Source organism: Faecalibacillus sp., from assembly GCF_047023275.1.
Lineage (GTDB): Bacteria > Bacillota_I > Bacilli_A > Erysipelotrichales > Coprobacillaceae > Faecalibacillus.
In genome coordinates this window covers 108,838-128,416 of the sequence record NZ_JBKYAR010000001.1, presented here as the reverse complement: position 1 = coordinate 128,416, position 19,579 = coordinate 108,838, and the positions used below count along the sequence as shown (strand labels likewise).

The following is a 19,579-nucleotide window of genomic DNA, read 5'->3' as shown; positions in this document are numbered from 1 at the left end:
GAAGGGCATATGCCCTTATTGATTGAGTTAAAAGCTCAGTTTTGTAAAGTGTTTATATATACCTTATGAAATGGTCAGTAAGTAGGATTTCTGTTACAGATAGTTCAAAATATGATGATGAGACAGGTGTGTATAAACATCTGTCTTTTTTATTGTTTGGGAGGAAATAGAGAATGAAAAAAAGGGTAAGTTTATTGATTGTTTTAACAATGATGGTTTCATTGGCTGGGTGTAAGCCTAAAAAGACAACAATGGATCATTATTTAGAGAATGTTGATGCAAAGTATGCTTACAACATTTCTAAAACATTAGCAGAAGATGATGATTTATTATCTAATGAGTTAGGATATCGTTCTGCAGGATCAGATGCTGAACATAAAGCAGCTGATTATATTGAAAAGGAAATGGGAAAAATTGGATTAGAAACAGAAAAAATTCCTGTGACTGTAGATAAATGGCAATTTAACTCAGCTTCTTTAAAAATAGAAGGAACAGATATTCAAATGATGCCAGCATCCTATCAGTTATCAGGAACTTCAAAAGAAGGAATTGTTGCTGAAATGGTTGATGTTGGTAATGGAACAGCAGCAGATTATGAAGGAAAAGATGTTGAAGGTAAGATTGTTCTTGCTGGTGTAGATCAATTTAATGTAGCTTGGATCGATATGTATATGGAAGAAGCTGCTTTACATAAAGCAGCAGCATTAGTGACGTATGATAATGGTGGTTATGGAACTTATGATGATGATCAAATTAATGTACAGGATGTATGTTGTGATGACTTAATTCCAACGGTGGCTATTTCAAAAAATAATTATAAAAGTATAAAAAAAGCATTAAAAGCTGGAAATAATAAAACAACACTAAAAATAGATAATGACTATTCTTTAGATGATGGTGTTTCATACAATGTTGTAGGAAAGATACCAGGAAAATCTTCAAAACAACAAATTATTATTTCTGGTCATTATGATATTTATTTTAGATCATTTCAAGATGATAGTTGTGCGATTGGTTTAATTATGGCTATTGCTAAAGCAATGAAAGAAAGTAATTATACACCTGAAAATGATATTTTATTTATTGCACATGGTTCAGAAGAATGGGGTGCAGCTAATACTGAATATGATTGGACAACAGGCGCTTGGGAAATGATTAATACAGTTCATCCAGAATGGGCACAAAAAACAATAGCAATGCTTAATTTTGAATTACCAGCATTTTATGATGGAGCTAATCAAATGGAAATATCTTGTGTTCCAGAATATGCCTCAGCAGTTAAACAATTTGTAAATGAAATTGCAATTGATCCAGAAGATAATATTTATCCTAAAGGAATCAATGACACTTCTGTAGATGCAAATACAATGGAAGATGGAGTTTCTTATCGTCATGCTGGAGTTCCTTATTTTGTGAATGTTCCAGGAACATCTAAAGGTGAAAAAGGATGGATTCAAATGCATTATCATACAAAATCAAATAATCCTTCAACTTATTCACGTGAAGTTATGACAACTAATATCAATACATATGGAATGCTTGCTATTTGGTTAGATCAAGCCCCTGTTATGAAGTTGGATTTAACAGCGGCGGTCGATGATTTAAATGTATTAAATGAAGATATTGCTAAAAAAGCAGGAATTGATGTAAGTCAATATAATCAATCTTTAAATTCTTTAAAGAAAGCTACAGTTAAAGTAAATAAAAAAATTGAGAATATAAATAAACGTTTTGCTGATGCTAAGACTGAAAAAGAAAAGGATGCTCTTAGAAAAGAAGGAAGAGAATTAAATCTTAAGCTTCATGAAGCTTTTAAGTATATTCAAGATCATTTTATTGGTATTGAATTATCTTCTACGATTACAACATCATTTGCACAATACCAAGAAAATATTGAATTATTCAATGATATTATTCAAGCATTGGAAAAAGGAAATATTTCTAATGATAAAGATGGAGCTTTAGATTTAGCTTGGCATATAAATGGTGGATCTGAATATGGTTTTTATGATTTCTCTGTAGAATCAAACTTAAGAGCACAAAGAAGATTAAGTGAAGAAACAAATCCAAATAATGTTTTTTGGACAACAAATAGACAATTTAAATTTGCTAAAACATATCCTGCTTTATTAGGAATCTTTGAAAAAGCAGAACAAGAAAATCCTGATTTTGCAGATGAAATTAATATTTATCAAGAAGAAATCAAAAATCAAGAAGTATATTTAAATGAAGAAGTTACACAAGTAATTCAAGCAATGAATGAATTAACAAATAAGCTTTTAGAATACTAAGATGTAGAAAATGACTGTCAAAAAACAGTCATTTTCTATTTACCAATATTTTCAATAGTTGTTTGAATCGTCTTTTCACCTAATTTCCATTTAGCAGGACAAACATTATCCCCATGTTCATATACAAATTGACAGGCATGTAAACGTCTTAAAAGTTCATCGGCATTTCTACCAACATTTCCAGCATTGACTTCATAGACAACGATTTTACCTTCAGGATCAATAATAAAACTTCCTCTTTGAGCTAAACCATCATTTTCATCAAAGACATCAAAATCATAGGTAAGTGTATGTGTAGGATCACCAATCATTGGATATTCTATTTTAGAAATATTTTTAGAAATATCATGCCATGTCTTATGAGCAAAATGAGTATCTGTAGAAATGGCATAAATTTCACAATTTACTTTTTTGAATTCTTGATATTTTTCTTGTAAATCTTCAAGTTCAGTAGGACAAACAAAAGTAAAGTCAGCAGGATAAAAGAAAAATAAAGTCCATTTTCCTAGTAAATCCTTTTTTGTGACTTTTTTAAATTGTTTTTGATGATAAGCATAAACTTCAAAATCATCTACTTCTTTATAAAGTAAAGACACAAAATCACCTCCATCTAAAGTATGTGAATAAAGACTTAAGATTATCATCACATAATTCACAGTAATTCTTTACATGTTTGACACAAAAAAGTTGCATAGAGTTCACAAAAGCTGGGTATATTAAAGATGTAAAAGATGAAACAACCTTTTACAATATGAATAGTTTTTCATATTCCCTTCCCAATTATATATATCAAAGAGAGCCGAGAGGCTTTTTTTGTGTTTGAAAAGAACTTTTCATGATTTTTATTTATTTTAAAAAGAAATAGATAAAGACTTTCCAAAATGTTTTACATAAAAGAAATCAATTTATTTACTTGTTAGAATAAGTGTGTAGTTGAAGGAGGAATTTAAAAATGAAATTAATGTTAGTTTGTAATGCAGGGATGTCAACAAGCATGTTGGTATCTAAAATTGAAAGAGCAGCAAAGGAACAAGGAATAGAACTTGAAGTAGCAGCATTTCCACTTACTCAAGCTGAAAAAGCTATTAATGATTGGGATGTTGTCATGTTAGGTCCACAAGTAAGACATTGTCTACCACAACTAAAAAAGGCAACAGATAAAACACCTATTGAAGTCATTGATATGAAAGATTATGGACTTATGAATGGGACCAATGTTTTAAAGAAAGCATTAGAAATTGTAGGAAATAAATAACAAAGGGGATGATTCTTTTGGATGAATTTTATAAAGATTTATATATGGATATTTTTAAAAAATGGATTTGTATCCAAAAAAGTCCAAATTATAGAATTAAAGAATATAAAGATATTGTTCAAATAGAATCATCATATGGTATTGCTGAAGTGACTTTTAATTTATATTGTATTATTGAATTAAAAGTCACTTCTAAAAAAAGAGAAGAACTTGATTTTTATTTACATTTTCAAATGAATACGCTTAAACACGCAGTTTCTTTATTTAATGAAATGATTACATGTTTATTAAAACTAGATTATGAAGCAAAAACAAAAGTTCTATTATGTTGTAGTGGAGGTTTAACAACAAGTTACTTTGCTCAAGAAATCAATAAAGCAAGTAAATTACTAAAAAATACAATAGAAGTTAGTGCGGTAGGTTATAACCAGCTCTATCAAATTGGTCAACAATTTGATTTCATTTTCTTAGCACCACAAATTTCTTATTTACATGCACAAGTTCAAAGTATTTTAAAAGATCAGGTTGTTATGAAAATACCTCCACTTGTTTTTGCTCGTTATGATGTAGGAACATTGCTTAAGATGATTGAAAATTCAAAGAGTAAAAAAATAGTGCATGTTCAAGAAAAAGAAAATGACTTAAAGCTAGATATTAAGAATAAACAACAAATAGCTTGTTTAACAATTTTTAAAAATAAAGAACGTATTCATATTGCTTATCGTATTTATGTACAAGGGAAAGTCTTATTTCAAAATGAAACTATTAAATATAAAATTCATATCCAAGATATCTATGATTTATTAGATACACTTATCATTCAATACCAAAAACTTTCTACAATTAGTCTTTCATTGCCAGGAATTGTTGATGCAGGAAAGGTTACTTCAACTTATATAAGTGGTGTTGAAAATGAAAACATTGAAGAAAAATTGAAACAATGCTATAAGCAATCAATAAAATTATATAATGATATAAATACAGCAGCAGTTGGATATTATGCAACACATTTTGAAAATAAGAATCTTTTTTTCTTGTTTCAAGCAATTTCTTTAAAAGCAGGGGCAGGACTCATTATTAATGGTAAATTGATTGAAGGCTTTTGTAATTTAGCAGGAGAAGTTTCATATTTACCTTTAGAACTTTCTAAAAAACAAGAAGAACTTTCTAAAACACCAGAAGGAACATTGGAAATAGTAAGTAAAATTATTCTTACTACAATGTACCTTGTGGCACCTGAAGTGATTGTAATCTTTAGTGAATTATTACCTGATTTTAAAGTATTAGAGGAAAAAATAAAGGAATTGATGCCACAACATCAAATTCCTAAATTAATTAAAGTAAATAATGTGATAGAATATATGTTAATAGGGCAGATGTATTTATGTTTGAAGGAGGTAGATTAAATGTTTACAGATTATCATGTGCATACAGAATTTAGTGATGATTCTGATTATTTAATGGAAGATGTTATTAAAGATGCAATCAAGATGAATATGGATGAAATTTGTTTTACAGATCATGTAGATTATGGTATTAAAAGAGATTTTGATGATCCAAGGGGTATGCTTTATAGAAAAGGTGGACCAGGTGAACCGGAAAAGATGCCACTTGCAAATGTGGATTATCCAAAGTATTTTGAAAAGATAGCATTATTGAAAAAAAATATCCTGAAATTGTTATTAAACAAGGTATGGAATTTGGTATGCAAATGCATACGATTGATCTTTATCAAAAACTCTTTAATCGATATCCTTTTGATTTTATTATCTTATCTTGTCATCAAGTAGAAGATAAAGAATTTTGGACACAAGATTTTCAAAGAGGAAGAACACAACAAGAATATAATGAACGTTATTATAAGGAAATATTAGATGTGATTAAAAATTATAAAGACTATAGTGTTTTAGGACATCTTGATTTAATTATAAGATATGATGAAAATGGTCCTTATCCTTTTGAAAAAATCAAACCAATGATTCAAGAAATATTAGAAATTGTAATTCATGATGGAAAAGGAATTGAAGTTAATACCTCAAGTCATCGTTATGGTTTAAAAGATTCACAACCATCTAGAGATATTTTAAAGCTTTATAAAGAATTAGGTGGAAAGATTATTACGATTGGTAGTGATAGTCATAAGATAGAACATTTAGGAGCTTATATTGATGAAGCAAAAGAATTATTAAAAGAAATAGGTTTTGATTCTTTTTGTACATTTGAAAAAATGAAACCAATCTTTCATCAACTATAAAAACATTTTGCGAAATAAAAAAACATGTAAATACTTGCGATATAAGAAAGAGTCGTCTATAATGTGAAAGGTTTGGATATTTTTGGAAATTGAAGGAGAAAAAAGTGAAAGAAAATTATGATGTAATCGTTGTTGGTGCAGGTCCAGCAGGAATTATGACATGTTACGAATTATATTTAAAAAATCCTGAATTAGAAGTATTACTTATAGATAAAGGACATGATGTTATGAATAGACATTGTCCTATTAAAGATAAAAAGATCAAACAATGTCCAGTTCATAAAGATCGTGAACCTGGATGTATCCCAGCGTGTTCTATTACTGATGGTTTTGGTGGAGCGGGTGCTTACTCTGATGGTAAATTTAATATTACAAGTGAATTCGGTGGTTGGTTAACTGATTACTTAAGTAATGATGAAGTAGAAGATGTCATTCATTATGTAGATAACCTTTATTTAAAACATGGAGCTACTAAAGAAATTACAGATCCAACAACAGATAAAGTAAAAGAAATTGAACACCGTGGATATGCGGTTGGATTAAAACTTTTAAGAGCAAAAGTAAGACATTTAGGAACAGAAGAAAACTTAAGAATTATGACAGAAATGTCTAATGAATTAAAACAACATATGGATTTACAATTTAAAACATCTGTTCAAGATATTATTGTTGAAGATCATCACGCAACTGGAATTGTTTTAGAAGATGGAAGAACAATTCACGCTAAAAAAGTTGTTTTAGCGCCTGGTAGAGATGGTTCAGCATGGCTTACAAAAGTTTTATCAAATCAAGGATTAAAACTTTATAATAATCAAGTAGATATTGGTGTTCGTGTAGAAACAAGCAATATTGTTATGGAAGAAATTAATAAGAACTTATATGAAGGTAAATTTGTTTACAATACTTCAGTAGGAACAAAAGTAAGAACTTTCTGTTCAAATCCTAGTGGTCATGTTGTTATTGAAAACCATAGTGGAACAATGCTTGCTAATGGTCATGCTTATCATGATCCAAAACTTGGAAGTAAAAATACAAACTTTGCTTTACTTGTATCTCATACATTTAGTGAACCATTCAATGAACCAAATGAATTTGCCCATGAAATTTCAAGATTAGCGAATAAATTATCAAATGGTTCAGTTATTGTTCAAAGATATGGAGATATCAAACGTGGAAGAAGAACAACATATAAGAGATTAAAAGAAGGATATACAGATCCTACTTTACCAGAAGCAGTACCTGGAGACTTAGGACTTGTGTTACCATACAATACGATGAAATCAATTATTGAAATGATTGAAGCATTAGATAATGTTACACCAGGAATTGCGAATGAACATACTTTATTATATGGTGTAGAAGCAAAATTCTATTCAGCAAGACCAAAAGTAAAAGAAGGTTTTGAATCTGAAATTGCTGATTTATATGTTGCTGGTGATGGTGCTGGTCTTACAAGAGGACTTGCTCAAGCTGGTGCAAATGGTATCTTAGTCGCAAGACATATTGTTGAAAATATTAAATAGTAAAAAAGAAAAACATGTTTCAAAAATGAAAACATGTTTTTTTATCTTAATAAATTATTTTAATCGAAGAGATGAAAGTATATTATTTTTTTGAGGACAAAAAAGAATAGAGAAGAGATTCAAAAATAATGAGAACTTGTCCAAAGAAAGCATTTGGAACAAGGTTATCATGGTAAAAAGGATTATAGTGACCGATGATAATAGGTAAAGTGGCATATTGACTTATTTTTGATTTTTCATTACCAGTAAAAGTAATGATATCAATATGATTATTTTTAGCTGTTTTAACGACTTCTTCAAGCCTTGTTGTAATTCCTGAATTAGAGATGACAATGAAAAAGGTTGAGTCTTGAAAATTAACATCTAACATTTCCATATGAACAACACTCATGGCACAAAAGCCATTAAGAGTTAATCTTTGTGAAATGTAATCAGCAATTGGAGCTGAAAATCCCATACCAAAAACAACGATTTTACTATTTTTATGTTTATTTAATAATTGAATAAAATGAGGTAAATAGTTTTCGTATTTTTGAGCAGGAGCATTATTATGAGTGTTGCTAGATAGATGATAAATCATGTCACTATAACCACTAAATTCTAATTTATTACATAAACGATAGATGGCAGAAGTTGATGTAAAATTATCTTTTGCCATTTGTCTAATGGTAATGTTTTTCAATCGTTTTTGATTTTTCTTAATATATTCCAATAAAGAGACTTCTAATTCGTTTAAATCAAATTTATCTTTTAAATGATCAATATTCATAAGTTTCACCTCGCAATAATTATGTCATAGAAAAAATAAAGGAGCAAGAAAAATGGCAAAAGCAATGTACGACCCTTGGTCAAAAATCGTTACAAAAAATGGCTATGCAGGAGATGAGGTTATTTCTGCTTTGCAAAAATCAATTAGACGTGCCAAAGAAGAAGATGCATGTATGTTTGCTTATGAAATGTATATTTCTTCACCACAATTATTAGAAAAAATGTGGAGACGTTTACTTACAATTTCAGTAGAAGATATTGGAATGGGAGATCCAATGGCTGCAGTTCTAGTCAATAATCTCTATCAAATGTCTAAAAACTTTGAATATGCAGATGGTGATCAACCAATGTATTTCATTCATGCAATTCGTTACTTATGTAGCTGTCAAAAAGATCGTTCAAGCGATTTATTAAAAAATATTTGTATTAAATCATTTGCAATGGGTAAATTCCCAGAAATTCCTGATGTTGCTTTAGATAAACATACAGTAAGAGGAAAAGCAATGGGACGTGATTCTTTCCATTTCTTACATGAAGCAAGCAAAGTTATTCCACAAATGGAAGTAGATAATGATTATAAAGAACGTTATGCAAAAATTTTAGAAGAATACGATCCAGAAAATGTCGTAGATACAGCCTTTACATTTAATGGTTGGCAATTTTAATAGATAAATTATAGTTTGAGGGGAATATAGAATGATAGAAAAATTAGAGAAGATATTAGAGCCTTTTGCGAATAAACTCGCACAACAAAGACATCTACAAGCAATTTCATCAGGAATGATGATGCCACTTGGATTAATCGTTATAGGATCATTATTTTTGATTGTTGCGAATCCACCAATTAATTTAGATTTAGTTGATTTACATACAGGAAACATCTTTTTAAAAGCTTTAATAGGTTGGAAACAATTTGCAGTTGCTAACTATGATGTACTTACATTACCATATAATTACACAATGGGATTGGTTGGCTTAATTTCTGCTTTTGGTATTGCTTATTGTTTAGCAGAAAGTTATCAAATGAAATCAGCTGTTTATGGAATTATTGCTATGTGTACTTTCTTAATGGTGTCAGCACCATTAAAAGATGGTGGTATTTCAACAAGTTATTTAGGAGCTGATGGTTTATTTGTTGCTATTATTATTGCTTTAGTTTCAGTAGAAATTTCACGTTTTGTAAGTAGTAAACTTGTTATTTCATTTCCAGCAAGTGTACCAAGTGCAGTTACTGATTTTGTAAATAGTTTATTACCGCTTGCTGCTAATATTATTATTATTTATGGTTTAAATGTTGCTTTAATGGCAGGAACAGGTAAAAACTTACCAGATTTTATTATGTCAATTTTAACACCAGCTATTTCAGGTGTTGATAATATTTGGATGTTTATGGGAATTTATTTATTCTCAAATATTTTATGGTTATTTGGAATTAATGGTTCTTCTATTGTCTTCCCAATTGTTTTTGCTTTATGTATTGCAAATACTGGGGTAAATGCAGAACTTGTTAATGCTGGAAAAGATCCAACAGCTTTAATCAACTTACAAATGTTTAGATATGTTTTACTTGGTGGTGCTGGTAATACTTTAGGACTTGTTTTATTAATGTGTAAATCAAAATCAAAACATATTCGTTCAATTGGACGTTTAAGTGTTTTACCAGGAATTTGTGGAATTAATGAACCAATTATTTTTGGTACACCAATTGTATTAAATCCAATTTTATCAATTCCATTTTTAATTATGCCATGTATTTCATCAGGTCTTGGATATCTTGTTCAAAGTATGGGACTTGTTTCTTTAGGTTATATTGTTGATCCATCTTTTACACCATTCTTTGCACAAGGGTTCTTATCAGCGTTGGATATTAGAAATGTTATTTTCATGTTCGTATTGATTGCTATTTCTGTGGTTGTATACTATCCATTCTTTAAAGTATATGAAAAAAATACTTTAGCTCACGAAGGTGAATAATCAAGAGGTATAGGCTTTGGCTTATACCTTTTTTATTGAATTTGGCCCTTTCTTCCTATATAATCATAAATAATATGAGGGGGACATATTATGATTATTAGTGGAAAAGAAATTTCAACAAAGATTAAAGATCAACTAAAAGAAGAAGTTGAACAAATAAAAAATAAATATAACCGTTTACCAAAACTTGCTGTTATTTTAGTAGGGGAAAATCAAGCAAGCCAAGTATACGTGAGAAATAAAGAAAGAGGTTGTGCTTATATAGGCATTGATTCTTTAAAAATCACACATGATGCAACTTTTAGTGAAGAAGAACTTTTAAATGAAATCAAACAATTAAATGAAGATGAAACAGTTGATGGAATTTTAGTACAATTACCTTTACCAGATCATATTAATGAAGATAAAGTTTTAGAAGCCATTGATCCATCAAAAGATGTAGATGGTTTTCATCCAGAAAATGTGGCTAAGTTATTTTTAGGACAAAGAAGCTTAGTACCATGTACACCTAAAGGAATGATGGTTTTATTAGATGAAATCAACTATGATTTGACAGGAAAAGAAGTTGTTGTTGTGGGAAGAAGTAACATTGTAGGAAAACCAGTAGCGCTTTTATGCTTACAAAAAAATGCTACTGTGACAATCGCTCATAGTAAAACAAAAAATTTAAAAGAAGTTTGTCAAAGAGCAGATGTTTTAATTGCAGCAGTAGGTAGAGCTAAAATGATCAATAGTGACTATGTTAAAGAAGGTGCTGTTGTTTTAGATGTTGGTATTAATCGTGATGAAAACAATAAACTTTGTGGAGATGTCGATTTTGAAGATGTAAAAGATAAAGTTTATGCAATCACTCCTGTTCCAGGAGGAATTGGACCAATGACGATTACAATGTTATTACAAAATACTTTAGAAGCATTTTATCATCATCAAGGAGAATAATTATGGATTATCAATTAAATGATATTGTAGAAATGAAGAAACAACATCCATGTAAAAAATCAAATCAATGGAAGATTGTAAGAATGGGTGCTGATATTAAAATTAAATGTTTAGGATGTAATGCCATTGTTATGTTTTCTAGACGTGATTTTGAAAAACGTTTAAAAAAAGTTGTAGAACATGTAGAGTAGTATTTATGAAATTTCATAAATACTCTTTTTTTTAGGAATATTAAGAGCTTGATGATATAGTCATTTTTATGTAATAATTTGAATGATAAAAATGAAAGGGAAGAACTTGAAATAGTTCTTTTTGGAAGAAAAAATGGAAATAATTAAATATGAACCAAAATATAAACAACAAGTACAAAATGTATGTATTTCTCAATCAACATCTAGATATAAAGATGATAATGCTAAAAAGGCAACATTAGCTTTATATTGTGATCCTTATATTGATAAAGAAATATGCTTAATACTTAAAAATGATTTAGATGAGGTGTGTGGTTATATTTTATGTGCCAAGGATTTAAAGGCTTATGAAAAAAATGCATATCCTTATTATTTGACTTTAAAAGAATTAGATGAAGTAAAGGCAGAAAGATTTCCTACTTCTAATCGTGAAATGGAACGTTTTTATCCTGAATATCCAGCACATATTCATATTGATATATTAGAAGAATATACAGGTAATGGAGTGGGTTCAAAATTAATGCAAGCTTTATTTGAAGTTTTAAAAGAGGAAAAAGTACCTGGTATATGTGTTTTAGTTGATACAAATAATAAACGTGCGGTTAGATTTTATGAAAAAATGGGATTTAAAGCATTTGAAGAAAATCCAGGCATTATGTTATGTAAGTTAGATTAATATAATAAATGAAAAAACCTGCCAAGCAGGCTTTTTTAATCTTGAATAAGATCAAGTTTTTCTAAAGCATAAGCAATACCATCATCTTCAATATCTTTTGTCACAAAATAAGCAATATCTTTCATAGCTTGTACACCATTAGCCATAACAATAGAATGTTTAACATAACGTAACATACTTTCATCATTGAAAGAATCTCCAAAGACATAACAATGATCTAAATCGCTTTTAAAATCATCTGCAACAGTTTGAATACCTGTAGCTTTTGAGTGATTCTTTGGTACGATTTCCCACATTTCTTCACTACGTTCAATAATATCGAAATCTTGAGAAATATTATTTCTAAAGGCTTGAATATCATGATCAAACCAAATAGTAAATTTATCAAAGGAAAGATTTGGATCTTCACTTGTTGAAACATTGAAACCATTATTTGTATATCTTTCTTGAATTCCTTGAACAAAAGAATTTTTAATATGGGTATTAAAATAAACATGATCTTTTGATTCTAAAACAGCATCAATTTCATATTTTTTTATAAGAGATGCAATTTCTTTACATCTTTCTTTAGATAATTGATGATGATAGATTATTTGGTCATGATAAGTGATATATGTTCCACATCCACAAATATAACCATCAGGATTTAAATCATGAATCTCTTGATCGATTGTAGAAATCGGTCTACCTGTATTAATAAAAATGAGATGTCCATTTTCTTTAGCTTTTTTTAAAGCTTCTTTAGCGCTTTGAGGAACAGTATGAGTTTTTTCACTCAATAATGTACCATCAATATCAAAAAATAATAATTTTCTATCTTTCATTTTTTTTACTCCTTCGTAAGTATTATAACGAATAATCGAAAAAAAGGGTATTTTGTTTCTCGCTCTTTATAAAAAATTATGATAGAATGAACCAATAAAAAGGAATGATGATATGAGTTTAATAATAATTTTATTTATTGTAATGTTAGTAATCTTTAGTATTTTATGGGGAAATCGTACTTTTTCAGTAAAAACCTTAAATCAAATGATTTATCACATGGTGGTTCCATGTGATGGAACAGATGAAGGTATTTTTAAAGATTGGTTTTTAAATTGTGCCCCCCCAGCATTTTTAACAACTTTAATAGGAGTATTTTTATTATATAAAACACCACTTGTTTTTTTATTTGATTATCAAGGTATTTGTATTACTGTTTTAATTCTTGGAACATTACTTTACGCATTAATTAATTATCAAATTATTACGTATGTTTTTGATATGGTTAGAACATCTAAACTTTATGAAGAACATTATGTAGATCCTCAAAATGTTGAATTAGAATTTAAAGAAAAAAGAAATTTAATTCATATTTATTTAGAATCTGTAGAAAATACGTATCTTTCTAAAGAAGATGGAGGACAAGAAGAAAATAATTATATTAAAGAATTAGGTAAGCTTGCAAAAGAAAATATTAATTTTTCACACTCGAATAAAATAGGGGGTTCTTATACTATTGAAGGAACACAATGGACTATTGCTTCAATGGTTGCACAAGAAGCTGGAATTCCACTTTTATTTCCACTTTCTAAAGATAAATATGATGAAAATTCTTCATTTTTATCAGGATGTTATACACTTGGTGAAATATTAGAAAAACAAGGTTATCAAAATCGAATTTTAATGGGATCAGATGCAAACTTTGGTTGTACCTCTAATTTTTATAAACAACATGGAAATTTTAAAATAGAAGATACGACTTCTTTAAAGAAAGATGGAAGACTTCCTCAAGATTATCATGTTTTTTGGGGCTTTGAAGATAAAAAAGTCTTTGAATTTGCGAAAGAAGATTTAACAGAAATGTCTAAAAGTAATCAACCATTTTTTATGGAGCTTGTGACAATTGATACCCATACACCAGATGGGTATATTTGTGACGAGTGTAAACATGAATATGATAGTCAATACGCTAATGTTATTAGTTGTCAATCAAGACAAGTGGAAGCTTTTGTAAGATGGTGTCAAAAACAAGAATGGTATGAAAATACAACAATTGTTATTACAGGCGATCATAAAAGTATGTCTGAAAAATTCTTTAAGCACTTAGATAAAAACTATTTACGTACCCCTTATAATTGTTTTATTAATAGTGCAATTGAACCTCTTCAACCTAAAAATAGAAAATTTGCTATCTTTGATTTTTATCCAACAATTCTTGCGAGTTTAGGAGTCAAGATCAAAGGTGAACATCTAGGATTAGGAACAAACTTATTTAGTGATGAAAAAACACTTTTAGAAAAATATGGGGTAAAGAAAATTAATAGTGAAGTCACTAAATACTCTCGATTTTATCGTAAAATATTAATTAATAAACAAAAGAACGTGTAATTTGCACGTTCTTTTAAGATTGAAAATATTTTTTCATTTCTTCCTTTTCTACGCTGGATAAATCTAATAAGTCCATCGCTTTATCTAATGGTATTGCCATTTTTTTCATTAAATTTTTAATCGATGTAATTCTTTCTAATTTTTGTCCTTGTTCAAGTCCTTGTTCCAATCCCATAGAATGTCCTTTTTCTATATTCTCTCTCGCTATCATTTCTCCTAAATTACACATCTTTTCAACCTCCTTCTCTATTTCTTTAAATTTATATTTTTTCATGACATCTTTTTTTACTAAAAGATCGTATGTATTATTAAAAAATATGACTAATGGTGTCTTTATCCAATCACTGCTTTCATACTTGTCTTCTAGCTTATGATCTTTATTTAAGTATATCATAATCTGTTCATTTTTATCATAGCTATCTAACCTTTCAATTGTTGCTCCACTGATATTTTCTTCAGTTGTTTTATAACGATTAACATGTCCATCTCTTTTTCTAGCTGCCTGTGGCAGTATCCATATCACATAGGCTTTTTTCATTCCATCATAATTTCGATAATCATATTCTTTACCATTTTGACTGGTAATCATTCTTGAAAGATAATCATTTCCTCTTGTTAATAGAGCATAGCCTGGATTTTCTACATTTTGTATTTCAACATCTAGATAGATTCTTTTTGATGTACCCTCTTTTTGTGGTAAGTTGATATAACAGAAATAATCGAATTCTACTTTTCCATGATAGGGAATATCTATTACATTATTTAATTGTTGAAAACCATCATTTCCTTTAATTATTCCAATGATTTCTTCTAGAGATACATCTTTAGCTTCTTTAATAAAACCTTTGATAATTCTTCCTAAAATTTCTGGATGACCTAATATTCTTTTACAGAGTTTATCAATCATGATGATATGATCATTTGATGTGATTTCTAATACTTTATCCATATAATTTTTCCTCCTATTATTATATAGACAATTTTTTGATGTTTTTCTTTTTATTTTAGTAAAAAAATAACGAAATAAAAATTTCGTTATATTAAATAAATGATAAATGCAATTAAAAAACCACAAAGAACATCGCTTATAAAATGAACAGCACAAATAATTCTTGATAACCCTACAATACATGCAATAATTAAAGCAATGACTCCTAAATAAATATTAATATTTAATAAGGCAAAAGCAATTGCAAAAGCACTTACAGTATGACGACTAGGAAATGATTCTCCAGTTTTATGACCTACAAGTGGTTCAATATTAAATGTTATACATGGACGTGGACGATCATAGAGTTTTCTAATGATTGTTACAATTAAAAAAGAACTTAATGGTTTAATAATTGTTATTAATAATTTTGATGAATGATTGATAAATAATATTAAAAGTGTTAGTGCGTAAAGTATTGCAGTAAGATAAGGTGTTGTCTTAGCAAGTACAACACATATTTTATCTAAATGATGTTGACGGATGAAATTGAGATTATTTTGATAAAATTTTTCCATTATTTTAAGATAAAAACTGTTTCTCCTTTATTAAGTGTCAATATTTTTCTTTCAATTCTTGGATGTGAATATGTTTTTCTAACATAGTTTAAAAGAATAGAAGAAGAATATCCATGAATCACAGTGACCTCTTTAACAATAGAAGTTCCTTTTAAAAAATGATCTAGTTTTACTTTTGCTTCACTTTGACTACATCCGTGTAAGTCTATAGTTGATAACATGAAATCACCTCTTTGATATTATAAAATAATTCTAAATGAAAAAAAATGACAAAACGAAAATATTGCTTTTATGGGTATTTTTCATTACAATAAAGAGGTAAAAAAAGAGGAGTGAAAAAGATGGCATTAACAGCAGGTATTGTAGGATTACCAAATGTAGGTAAATCAACATTATTTAACGCAATTACAAATGCACAAGTAGAAGCAGCAAACTATCCGTTTGCGACAATTGATCCAAATGTAGGTGTCGTAGAAGTACCAGACTATCGTTTAGATAAATTAACAGAAATGATTGAACCTAAAAAAACAGTTCCAACAACTTTCGAATTTACGGATATTGCAGGTCTTGTAAGAGGTGCAAGTAGAGGAGAAGGATTAGGTAATAAATTCTTAGGAAATATCAGAGAAACAGATGCAATTTGTGAAGTTGTAAGATGTTTTAGAGATAAGGATGTTACACATGTTGATGGTGATGTAGATCCTATTAGAGATATTGAAACAATTAATTTAGAATTGATCATGGCTGATTTAGAAACAGTTGAAAAACGTATTGGACGTTTAGAAAAGAAAGCTAAATCAGGAGATAAAGATGCTAAAGCTGAAATGAATGTTTTAAATAAATTAAAACCAGCATTAGAAGCTAATAAACCAGCAAGAAGTATTGAATTTGATAAAGAAGAAATGTTAATTGTAAAACAATATACTTTACTTACAATGAAACCATTAATCTATGTAGCTAATTTAGGTGAAGAAGATTTAGAAGATCCAATGCAAAATCCATATTATGTTCAAGTTTTAGAATTTGCGAAAGAAGAAGGAAGCGATGTTGTTCCTATTTGTGCAAAGATTGAAGCTGAATTAGTAGGAATGGATAAAGAAGAAAAAGATATGTTTATGCAAGATCTTGGTATTGAAGAAAGTGGTCTTGATAAATTAATTAAAGAAGCTTATAGCTTATTAGGTCTTAGAACTTATTTTACAGCTGGAGTACAAGAAGTAAGAGCATGGACATTTAAAGAAGGAATGACTGCTCCAGAAATGGCAGGAATTATTCATAGTGACTTCCAAAGAGGTTTTATTAAAGCAGAAACTTATAGTTTTGATGATTTAGTAAAATATGGTAGTGAACAAGCTTTAAAAGAAGCTGGAAAAATTAGACAAGAAGGTAAACAATATGTAGGTCAAGATGGAGACATCATGTTGTTTAAATTTAATGTATAATGAAAAAAGCAATTAGATATATTTTACTGACTGTCTGTGTTTGTGTATTTTGTTATTCGGCTTATAATTTAGTTAATATTTATTTGAATTATAAAAAAATAGATGATGATTATGGTGAAATTGCTAAAGATTATACAAAAGAAACTGATCCTGAAGAAAAAGAAAGTTACTTACAAATTAATTGGGATGAGCTTTTACAAAGAAATAAAGATGTAAAAGCATGGATTCAAATTCCAGATACGAATGTTAATTATCCTGTTTTACAAGGTGAAACAAATGATACTTATATTCATAGTGATATAGATCATAAAAAATTAAATGCAGGAAGTATTTTTGTAGCAAGTGAAAATGAAGATCCATTTAATGATTTTAATACAGTTATTTATGGACATAATATGAAAAATGGTTCAATGTTTAATAATATTAAATCATATACAGACCAAAGCTTTGCTAAAAAACATCCTTATATTTATATCTATTTACCAGATGGGACAGTAAGCCAATATAAAGTAGTTGTAGGACATATTATTTCTGAATCAAGTGTTTTATATAATACACATATTGTTGATACAGCTTCATTTGTACAAGAAATGGTTAAAACATCTTCTATTAATGTAGATTTTGATCAATCTCAAGTACAATCAGTGATTACTTTATCAACATGTACTTCTGCAGGAAGTGAAAGTGGTAAAAGAAATGTTGTACATGCAATTTTACAAAGAAAAGGAATTGATCCTGTAAATGAAAAGATGGAGAACTAGAGTTAAATCTAGTTCTTTTTGTTGTTTTATGTCTTTTAGCTTGAATTGAATAAGTAATCTTTATGTGCTAAAATGTTTTCTGTTAAGAGGGTGTTTTAATGGCTAAAAAAAAGAAAAGAAGTTTTATGTCTAAATTGTTTTCAAGACGTATTTTATTGTTAATACAATTTATTGTTTCAATCATCTTTTTAGGATGCATTTATATATTAAAAATGTTACCATTTAAGTATTTTATTGCGCTTGTAGTTGTTATTTTTCTATTATGGCTTTTAAGTTCAATATTAATTAAATCAGGTATTAGAAAGAAAAAGAGAGAAAATAAATATACAAGATTAGTTTTTGGAAAACTTTTATCATTAGCTTTAAGTATTGCTTTAGGATTTGTTTCAGTAATGGCATTTAAAGGAAATAGTTTTTTATCTAATATTACAGGTTCTTTTACACAAACAAGAGTTATTTGTATGTATGTTAAAAAAGATAGTATTTATCAAAGTTTAAGTGATATAGAGGATAATACAGAAATTGGAATTGCTTCTGAAAAGGGATCAAAGAATATTACATCGGCTATTGCTGAAATTGAAGATAAAACAAAAAAAGAATTTCAAACAAAAGATTATAAAGATTATTCTTCATTAGGTGATGCTATTATGGATGAAGATGTTGATGTCATTGTTGCTGATAATGCTTATATGGCTTTATTGGAGGCTAATCATGAAGGAATTTCTGAAAATTTAAAAAGTTTATATAAAGTAGAGATTCAAGAAAAATTGAATTCAGTGACACAAGAAACAAATGTGACTAAAAATCCATTTATTGTTTATATGACAGGTATAGATACTTATGGTACTGTTTCAGCAATTTCAAGAGCTGATGTTAATTTGGCAGTATGTGTTTCACCAATTCAAAAACAAATATTAATTGTTTCTATTCCTAGAGATACACAAGTTAATTTGCATAAAAATGGTAAAATGGATAAATTAACCCATTCAGCAATGTATGGAATTAATGAAACGATTTCTACAATAGAAGATTTCTTAGATTTAAAAGTGAATTATTATGCTAAAACAAATTTCAGTGGAATTACAAATATTATTGATGCTTTAGGTGGTGTTATTATTGATTCACCATATGATTTTACAACCTTACATGGACATTATCATATTAAAAAAGGAATTAATGAAATGAATGGTGATAAAGCATTATGCTTTGTTAGAGAAAGATATTCTTTACCTAGAGGAGATTTTGATCGAGGAAGAAATCAACAAAGATTACTTAAAGCAATGATCAATAAAGCAATATCTCCTAAGATTATTACAAATTATTCAAATATTTTACAAGCTGTAGAAGGATGCTTTGAAACAAATATGTCATCAGAAGATATAAAATCACTTGTTCAAATGCAATTAGATGATATGGCTAAATGGAAAATGTATAATGTTCAACTTACAGGAGAATCAGAAATTTCATATAAGACTTATTCTATGAAAGGTAAAAAGTGTGATACTATTAAACCAAATAAAAAGTCTTTAAATGGTATTATTAAAGTTATTAATAAAATAGAAGCAGGTAAAAGAATTACTGATCAAGATATAAAAGGATTACAAGGTGCATAAACCTTGTAATTTTTTT

At 28.4% G+C, this 19,579-nt stretch carries 19 protein-coding genes and 1 pseudogene; 14 read left to right on the top strand and 6 right to left on the bottom strand.

Annotated elements, in window-relative coordinates:
- Window positions 1-173 precede the first annotated feature (173 nt).
- Complete coding sequence (locus ACLVEP_RS00635) at window positions 174-2,291, top strand: M28 family peptidase (protein WP_412582152.1); 2,118 nt, start codon at window positions 174-176, stop codon at window positions 2,289-2,291.
- A gap of 35 nt (window positions 2,292-2,326) precedes the next feature.
- On the opposite strand, the gene ahpC is transcribed toward ACLVEP_RS00635, so the two are convergent.
- Window positions 2,327-2,887, bottom strand: a complete 561-nt coding sequence (gene ahpC, locus ACLVEP_RS00630; protein WP_412582151.1) for an alkyl hydroperoxide reductase subunit C — start codon at window positions 2,885-2,887, stop codon at window positions 2,327-2,329.
- 356 nt (window positions 2,888-3,243) lie between these two features.
- Between ahpC and ACLVEP_RS00625 the strand changes: the two genes are divergently transcribed.
- The 4 genes and pseudogenes from ACLVEP_RS00625 to ACLVEP_RS00610 all read left to right on the top strand — a co-directional run bounded on the left by ACLVEP_RS00625 (window position 3,244) and on the right by ACLVEP_RS00610 (window position 7,323).
- A complete protein-coding gene (locus tag ACLVEP_RS00625; RefSeq protein WP_412582150.1) occupies window positions 3,244-3,546 on the top strand; it encodes a PTS sugar transporter subunit IIB in 303 nt (100 codons plus the stop codon).
- A gap of 17 nt (window positions 3,547-3,563) precedes the next feature.
- Window positions 3,564-4,952 carry an ROK family protein gene (locus tag ACLVEP_RS00620; RefSeq protein WP_412582149.1) on the top strand — a complete coding sequence of 463 codons (1,389 nt, stop codon included), beginning with the start codon at window positions 3,564-3,566 and terminating at the stop codon, window positions 4,950-4,952.
- Window positions 4,953-5,800, top strand: a pseudogene (locus tag ACLVEP_RS00615) (histidinol-phosphatase HisJ family protein).
- A gap of 104 nt (window positions 5,801-5,904) precedes the next feature.
- Complete coding sequence (locus tag ACLVEP_RS00610; RefSeq protein WP_412582148.1) at window positions 5,905-7,323, top strand: NAD(P)/FAD-dependent oxidoreductase; 1,419 nt, start codon at window positions 5,905-5,907, stop codon at window positions 7,321-7,323.
- 82 nt (window positions 7,324-7,405) lie between these two features.
- Here the strand turns inward: ACLVEP_RS00610 and ACLVEP_RS00605 are convergent, their stop codons facing one another.
- A complete protein-coding gene (locus ACLVEP_RS00605) occupies window positions 7,406-8,092 on the bottom strand; it encodes a MurR/RpiR family transcriptional regulator (RefSeq protein WP_412582147.1) in 687 nt (228 codons plus the stop codon).
- Between the two features lie 52 nt (window positions 8,093-8,144).
- Between ACLVEP_RS00605 and ACLVEP_RS00600 the strand changes: the two genes are divergently transcribed.
- From ACLVEP_RS00600 to ACLVEP_RS00580, 5 genes are all read left to right on the top strand, one after another.
- Window positions 8,145-8,756, top strand: coding sequence for a hypothetical protein (locus ACLVEP_RS00600; protein WP_032090968.1), 612 nt, complete (start codon window positions 8,145-8,147; stop codon window positions 8,754-8,756).
- Window positions 8,757-8,787: 31 nt separating this feature from the next.
- Window positions 8,788-10,065, top strand: a complete 1,278-nt coding sequence (locus ACLVEP_RS00595) for a PTS sugar transporter subunit IIC (RefSeq protein ID WP_412582146.1) — start codon at window positions 8,788-8,790, stop codon at window positions 10,063-10,065.
- A 90-nt stretch (window positions 10,066-10,155) separates the two neighbouring features.
- Entirely contained in the window at window positions 10,156-11,004 is an 849-nt protein-coding gene (gene folD, locus ACLVEP_RS00590) for a bifunctional methylenetetrahydrofolate dehydrogenase/methenyltetrahydrofolate cyclohydrolase FolD (protein WP_412582145.1), read from the top strand.
- A 2-nt stretch (window positions 11,005-11,006) separates the two neighbouring features.
- Entirely contained in the window at window positions 11,007-11,195 is a 189-nt protein-coding gene (locus tag ACLVEP_RS00585; protein WP_022002571.1) for a DUF951 domain-containing protein, read from the top strand.
- A gap of 133 nt (window positions 11,196-11,328) precedes the next feature.
- Window positions 11,329-11,871 (top strand): GNAT family N-acetyltransferase, encoded by a 543-nt coding sequence (locus ACLVEP_RS00580; protein WP_412582144.1) that lies wholly within the window; start codon window positions 11,329-11,331, stop codon window positions 11,869-11,871.
- 35 nt (window positions 11,872-11,906) lie between these two features.
- Here ACLVEP_RS00580 and ACLVEP_RS00575 read toward each other — a convergent pair whose 3' ends face one another.
- Window positions 11,907-12,695, bottom strand: coding sequence for an HAD family hydrolase (locus ACLVEP_RS00575; protein WP_412582143.1), 789 nt, complete (start codon window positions 12,693-12,695; stop codon window positions 11,907-11,909).
- A gap of 112 nt (window positions 12,696-12,807) precedes the next feature.
- On the opposite strand from ACLVEP_RS00575, the gene ACLVEP_RS00570 reads away from it, so the two are divergent.
- On the top strand, window positions 12,808-14,241 hold the full coding sequence (locus ACLVEP_RS00570; RefSeq protein ID WP_412582142.1) for an LTA synthase family protein: 1,434 nt from the start codon (window positions 12,808-12,810) through the stop codon (window positions 14,239-14,241).
- A 13-nt stretch (window positions 14,242-14,254) separates the two neighbouring features.
- On the opposite strand, the gene ACLVEP_RS00565 is transcribed toward ACLVEP_RS00570, so the two are convergent.
- The 3 genes from ACLVEP_RS00565 to ACLVEP_RS00555 form a co-directional block, all read right to left on the bottom strand.
- Window positions 14,255-15,190 (bottom strand): hypothetical protein, encoded by a 936-nt coding sequence (locus ACLVEP_RS00565; protein WP_412582141.1) that lies wholly within the window; start codon window positions 15,188-15,190, stop codon window positions 14,255-14,257.
- 86 nt (window positions 15,191-15,276) lie between these two features.
- Window positions 15,277-15,747 (bottom strand): phosphatase PAP2 family protein, encoded by a 471-nt coding sequence (locus tag ACLVEP_RS00560; protein WP_412582140.1) that lies wholly within the window; start codon window positions 15,745-15,747, stop codon window positions 15,277-15,279.
- Window positions 15,747-15,968, bottom strand: a complete 222-nt coding sequence (locus ACLVEP_RS00555) for a Smr/MutS family protein (protein WP_412582139.1) — start codon at window positions 15,966-15,968, stop codon at window positions 15,747-15,749. The genes ACLVEP_RS00560 and ACLVEP_RS00555 overlap by 1 nt, the downstream gene beginning before the upstream one ends.
- Before the next feature lie 120 nt (window positions 15,969-16,088).
- Here ACLVEP_RS00555 and ychF point away from each other — a divergent pair, with 120 nt between their 5' ends.
- The 3 genes from ychF to ACLVEP_RS00540 all read left to right on the top strand — a co-directional run bounded on the left by ychF (window position 16,089) and on the right by ACLVEP_RS00540 (window position 19,563).
- Window positions 16,089-17,189 (top strand): redox-regulated ATPase YchF, encoded by a 1,101-nt coding sequence (gene ychF / locus ACLVEP_RS00550; RefSeq protein ID WP_318000388.1) that lies wholly within the window; start codon window positions 16,089-16,091, stop codon window positions 17,187-17,189.
- A complete protein-coding gene (gene srtB / locus ACLVEP_RS00545) occupies window positions 17,189-17,950 on the top strand; it encodes a class B sortase (RefSeq protein WP_412582138.1) in 762 nt (253 codons plus the stop codon). Before ychF ends, srtB begins: the two co-directional genes overlap by 1 nt.
- 98 nt (window positions 17,951-18,048) lie before the next feature.
- Entirely contained in the window at window positions 18,049-19,563 is a 1,515-nt protein-coding gene (locus tag ACLVEP_RS00540) for an LCP family protein (protein WP_412582137.1), read from the top strand.
- Window positions 19,564-19,579: the final 16 nt, after the last annotated feature.

Coding starts and splice junctions, on each gene's coding strand:
- ACLVEP_RS00595 (WP_412582146.1), top strand. CDS start 8,788: ATGATAGAAAAATTAGAGAAGATATTAGAGCCTTTTGCGAATAAACTC.
- ACLVEP_RS00560 (WP_412582140.1), bottom strand. CDS start 15,747: ATGGAAAAATTTTATCAAAATAATCTCAATTTCATCCGTCAACATCAT.
- ACLVEP_RS00585 (WP_022002571.1), top strand. CDS start 11,007: ATGGATTATCAATTAAATGATATTGTAGAAATGAAGAAACAACATCCA.
- ACLVEP_RS00625 (WP_412582150.1), top strand. CDS start 3,244: ATGAAATTAATGTTAGTTTGTAATGCAGGGATGTCAACAAGCATGTTG.
- ACLVEP_RS00605 (WP_412582147.1), bottom strand. CDS start 8,092: ATGAATATTGATCATTTAAAAGATAAATTTGATTTAAACGAATTAGAA.
- ychF (WP_318000388.1), top strand. CDS start 16,089: ATGGCATTAACAGCAGGTATTGTAGGATTACCAAATGTAGGTAAATCA.
- ACLVEP_RS00600 (WP_032090968.1), top strand. CDS start 8,145: ATGGCAAAAGCAATGTACGACCCTTGGTCAAAAATCGTTACAAAAAAT.
- srtB (WP_412582138.1), top strand. CDS start 17,189: ATGAAAAAAGCAATTAGATATATTTTACTGACTGTCTGTGTTTGTGTA.
- ACLVEP_RS00555 (WP_412582139.1), bottom strand. CDS start 15,968: ATGTTATCAACTATAGACTTACACGGATGTAGTCAAAGTGAAGCAAAA.
- ACLVEP_RS00635 (WP_412582152.1), top strand. CDS start 174: ATGAAAAAAAGGGTAAGTTTATTGATTGTTTTAACAATGATGGTTTCA.
- folD (WP_412582145.1), top strand. CDS start 10,156: ATGATTATTAGTGGAAAAGAAATTTCAACAAAGATTAAAGATCAACTA.
- ACLVEP_RS00575 (WP_412582143.1), bottom strand. CDS start 12,695: ATGAAAGATAGAAAATTATTATTTTTTGATATTGATGGTACATTATTG.
- ACLVEP_RS00570 (WP_412582142.1), top strand. CDS start 12,808: ATGAGTTTAATAATAATTTTATTTATTGTAATGTTAGTAATCTTTAGT.
- ACLVEP_RS00540 (WP_412582137.1), top strand. CDS start 18,049: ATGGCTAAAAAAAAGAAAAGAAGTTTTATGTCTAAATTGTTTTCAAGA.
- ACLVEP_RS00565 (WP_412582141.1), bottom strand. CDS start 15,190: ATGGATAAAGTATTAGAAATCACATCAAATGATCATATCATCATGATT.
- ACLVEP_RS00580 (WP_412582144.1), top strand. CDS start 11,329: ATGGAAATAATTAAATATGAACCAAAATATAAACAACAAGTACAAAAT.